Genomic DNA, 3,694 nt, shown 5'->3' with positions numbered 1-3,694 from the left:
CCGGATCTGGGGCGTCGTCCGGGCGCTGGCGGCCACCGGCCTGGCCGTGCTGGCCGACAAGGCGTATCAGGGCGCCGGCGCGCACGTCCTCACGCCCTACAAGGGACACGACAAGCCCGAAGCGCAGGAGGCGAACCGCGCGCACGCCAAGCTCCGCGGGCCCGGTGAACGAGCGAACGCCCAACTCAAGTCATGGCGAATCCTGCGGAAGCTGCGCTGCTGCCCCTATCGCACCGGTCGTATCGCCAAGGCCATCCACACCCTGCGACTCCGCGAGACCACATCACGCTGAAAAAGGCTCACGCTGTCGTCGTCGCTTCACTGCTTCATGCTGTGTACTTCTCTTTGCTATCGCGCTATGGGGAAGGGGACCTATGGCCCGGCTATCTAGCCCGGTGTGACGGCGTGACTTCGGTCGCCTGATATGATTTGATGCTTTCGGTTGACCGGTTAGTGGATTTAAATATCCTTCGTTCTTGACCGGAAGGGCTTCGGTATGGCGCAGAAAGTGCAGACTATTCTGACCGATTCGGTCGGGCTGAGCACGCCCAGGCTGGAGTGGCGCAGCGTGGGTTTTAGAACCCTTCGATGAAGTCGAAGCAGGCCGCCTTGGCCTGGGCGCGGTTGGTGAAGTGGTGCCGGTCGAGCAGTTCAGGGACCAGATCGGATCTGGACGGCCGACATCACGCACGTTCCGACCGGTGAGGGCTGGTTGTATCTGGCGGGCCGGGCATGCCGGGACCAGGCGCTGACCGAGACGATCACCAAGATCCATGCCAGATCTCGCCGGACCTACGGCGCCCCGCACGTCCATGCCGAACTACGGCTGCAGTTCGGGGTGCGCGTCGGGCGCAAGCGGGTGGCTCGTCTGATGCGCACCGCCCGGCTTGCCGGTGTGCACCGGCGCCGCAGGGGGCTGACCCGCCGGGAACCCTCAACTGTCCCTGCGGACGATCTGGTCGGCCGCGACTTCACCGCGCCTGGCACGACACACCCAGCCCCCGGGCCATCGGGAAGACGGAATGGTGCGGCTTCTCCGCCTTGATCAGCCGATACCTCATCTGGGCCGATCGGTCTCCCGGGCGAAGAAAGCCGCAGCCTTCTTCAGATCTTCCGCTCCTCCCGCAGCTGGCGGACCTCCCGCCGCAGCCGAGCCAACTCGTCCTTTTCCGCGCTGGCCAACCCGTAGTCTCGACGGCCCTCATCCCGCTCGGCCTGAGCAACCCAGATCCGGATCGACTGAGTGGTCGGCTCGAACTCCTTGGCCAACTCCTCCGGCGACCGGTCTGCCAGCACCAACTCCGCCATCTGCCGCCGAAACTCCGGCGGATACGGCGGTCGTGACATCGGCACTTGTGCACTCCTCCCGGCCCCCGTCGTCGCAAGCGATCAGGTGTCCACAAGACCAGGGCAACATCAGTGCCTGCTCCAATCCCAAGGTGCCCACCCGCACTTATCAGCGTGGGCTCTTGTCTTCAGCTCGCCCCGCTGCATCCGCAGCAGCTCGCCCCGCCCGATCCCGAGCAGGTGACGAGCCACCCCGAGCCCCTCATGCCCGTAGGCCAAGTGCACCAGTGCCGTGTCCAATGCCTCCAGATTCTGCCCCGTCAGCCCTTCGGACACTTCTCGTCTCCGGACCTGTTCGATGGCCTCTATCGCCATGCCCACGATGGTCCACATCGGATCCAGCGCATCCGTGACCCTTTCCACCGTCTTCCCAGCCTCGGCCAGAGCCAATCCGTCGACACCGCTCACCGTCGACCACGCCACTTGCGTCTGCTCCTCCAGCGCATGCAGCGCCCGCTGGACCTCGCCGGTCGCCGTACTCTGTCTCGGATCCACCACGATCGTTCCTTCGCTGTTGCTCAACGGTTCGAAAGATCAAGCCCTGGTCCAAGCTCCTTGGACCGACCTCCCGCAGGTACAGGTCTCGGTGGTCCGCTTCCACTTCTCCGTCGTCTTGCCGTCCCGCGACCGTCGATAGTCATAGATCGTCGTCCGCACCCAATGGCAGAAGTGCCCTTGGCTGCTCGGCTCGTCGAAATCGAGGGCCATGATCTGTCCTTGCTGTCGTTGTCGTTCGTCCCGCATATGCCGAGACGCTCTGCTCTACGTTCGGCTGTTAAGGACTGTCCGGCGCGGGGGCCGGTGCGCCGCCTCCAGGAAGATCACCCAGCATTTAGGGAGCCCGGCGACGCCAAGCCCGACCTCGTGGCGCGCGAGGGCCGCCACGAGGTCGTCGAAGCATGCGCGCCGACTCGCTCGCCCCCCGGAACAGCGCCTCGCGGATCTTCCAGCGCAGATGGACGGTGCTCTTATCGAACCCGGCATGGCGAGCGACGTCGTCGTGAGGCCCCCCGCGTGACGAACCCGGAAGAGCCCAGAGCCGTTCCACCGTCGGGGTCGACGACGACCTGCAGGATCGATCCTGTGCCTACGGTGCTTTCCTGGATAGGACGGCTGCTCGACGACCGCTCGGCCGAACGCGACGAGCATGCTGTTCAAGACCAGGCGCGGCACCTGGCCCCGGCGCGGCCGCGGCAACAGCGTCCGGCTTGGCGAGCGGGCGAACTCATGCGAGGCGCACTCGCATTGGACTCTAGAGTCCGATGCCGCCGCTCGCGTCGATCACTCCGCCGGTGATCCATCGCGCGTCATCAGACGCGAGAAAGGCCACGATGTCGGCAACATCAGATGTCTGGCCGAGGCGGCCCAGTGCGGCCAGCGAGCCGGCATGGGATTCTGCTTCTGCGTTGCCGCGAAGCCACCCCGAGTTTATGTCGGTGCCGACGATCCCTTGAGCCACCGAGTTCGCCGTGATGCCGCGCGGGCCCAGTTCCTTTGCAAGATTCCTGGTAAAGGTGTCCAGGGCGCTCTTCGTCGATCCGTAGGCGATCATCTCTGGCATGGCCAAGCGTGCCGCGCAACTGGAGATATTGATGATCCGTCCTCCATCGCGCATTCGGTCAAGCCCCTGCTGCACGATAAAGAAAGGTGCGCGTACGTTGATTGCGAAGACCTCGTCGAATTCCTCCTCGGTGAGTGAGGTTAAGTGCGCACCGAGACCGAGGCCCGCATTATTGACGATAATATCGATACCCCTTTGGGGTGCGTGCTGTTCGATTTGCGCGTCGAAGGCGGCCCAAAGAGCGGCCGCGTCACCCCATCGCCCCAGTTCGGTCTGGATGGTGAAAGCGCGGCCGCCCTGCTCGCGGATTCGCTCTACGACCCCGCTCGCCTCCGCCAGATCACGCGCGAATGCAACGGCCACAACGGCGCCGTCACGGCCGAGTCGTTCGGCGATGGCCCGGCCGATCCCCCTGCTTTCGCCGGTGACGGGCGCAACTTTGCCCTCCAGTGCGCGCGTGGACATAAGTCTGACCGCCCATCATTGTGCCTTTTTCAGCGTGATGTGGTCTCGCGGAGTCGCAGGGTGTGGATGGCCTTGGCGATACGACCGGTGCGATAGGGGCAGCAGCGCAGCTTCCGCAGGATTCGCCATGACTTGAGTTGGGCGTTCGCTCGTTCACCGGGCCCGCGGAGCTTGGCGTGCGCGCGGTTCGCCTCCTGCGCTTCGGGCTTGTCGTGTCCCTTGTAGGGCGTGAGGACGTGCGCGCCGGCGCCCTGATACGCCTTGTCGGCCAGCACGGCCAGGCCGGTGGCCGCCAGCGCCCGGACGACGCCCCAGATCCGG

6 protein-coding genes are annotated in these 3,694 nt (G+C 65.3%); 2 read left to right on the top strand and 4 right to left on the bottom strand.

Annotation, left to right across the window (positions count from 1 at the left end; genetic code table 11):
• On the top strand, positions 1-292 hold a 292-nt coding region (locus F9B16_RS49680; RefSeq protein WP_225992672.1), incomplete at its 5' end, for a transposase family protein.
• A 420-nt stretch (positions 293-712) separates the two neighbouring features.
• Positions 713-1,045, top strand: coding sequence for an IS3 family transposase (locus tag F9B16_RS53820; RefSeq protein ID WP_404800599.1), 333 nt, complete (start codon positions 713-715; stop codon positions 1,043-1,045).
• A 59-nt stretch (positions 1,046-1,104) separates the two neighbouring features.
• On the opposite strand, the gene F9B16_RS49670 is transcribed toward F9B16_RS53820, so the two are convergent.
• The 4 genes from F9B16_RS49670 to F9B16_RS49655 form a co-directional block, all read right to left on the bottom strand.
• The gene (locus F9B16_RS49670) at positions 1,105-1,347 is read right to left on the bottom strand and encodes a transposase (RefSeq protein WP_225992673.1); all 243 of its coding nucleotides are present in this window, start codon (positions 1,345-1,347) and stop codon (positions 1,105-1,107) included.
• A gap of 69 nt (positions 1,348-1,416) precedes the next feature.
• Complete coding sequence (locus F9B16_RS49665; protein WP_151547231.1) at positions 1,417-1,869, bottom strand: hypothetical protein; 453 nt, start codon at positions 1,867-1,869, stop codon at positions 1,417-1,419.
• A 730-nt stretch (positions 1,870-2,599) separates the two neighbouring features.
• Positions 2,600-3,373, bottom strand: a complete 774-nt coding sequence (locus F9B16_RS49660) for an SDR family oxidoreductase (protein WP_151547230.1) — start codon at positions 3,371-3,373, stop codon at positions 2,600-2,602.
• A gap of 29 nt (positions 3,374-3,402) precedes the next feature.
• Positions 3,403-3,694 (bottom strand): transposase family protein (locus tag F9B16_RS49655; protein WP_225992672.1); only part of this gene is annotated, 292 nt, incomplete at its 5' end.

It is taken from the genome of Actinomadura montaniterrae, assembly GCF_008923365.1.
Lineage (GTDB): Bacteria > Actinomycetota > Actinomycetes > Streptosporangiales > Streptosporangiaceae > Spirillospora > Spirillospora montaniterrae.
The sequence above is the reverse complement of the archived record's forward strand: the minus strand, read 5'-3'. Positions and strand labels throughout refer to the sequence as shown.

What these genes read in the sequence shown, in the direction of transcription:
- F9B16_RS49670 (WP_225992673.1), bottom strand. Translation starts at nt 1,347, where the DNA reads ATGTCACGACCGCCGTATCCGCCGGAGTTTCGGCGGCAGATGGCGGAG.
- F9B16_RS49660 (WP_151547230.1), bottom strand. Translation starts at nt 3,373, where the DNA reads ATGTCCACGCGCGCACTGGAGGGCAAAGTTGCGCCCGTCACCGGCGAA.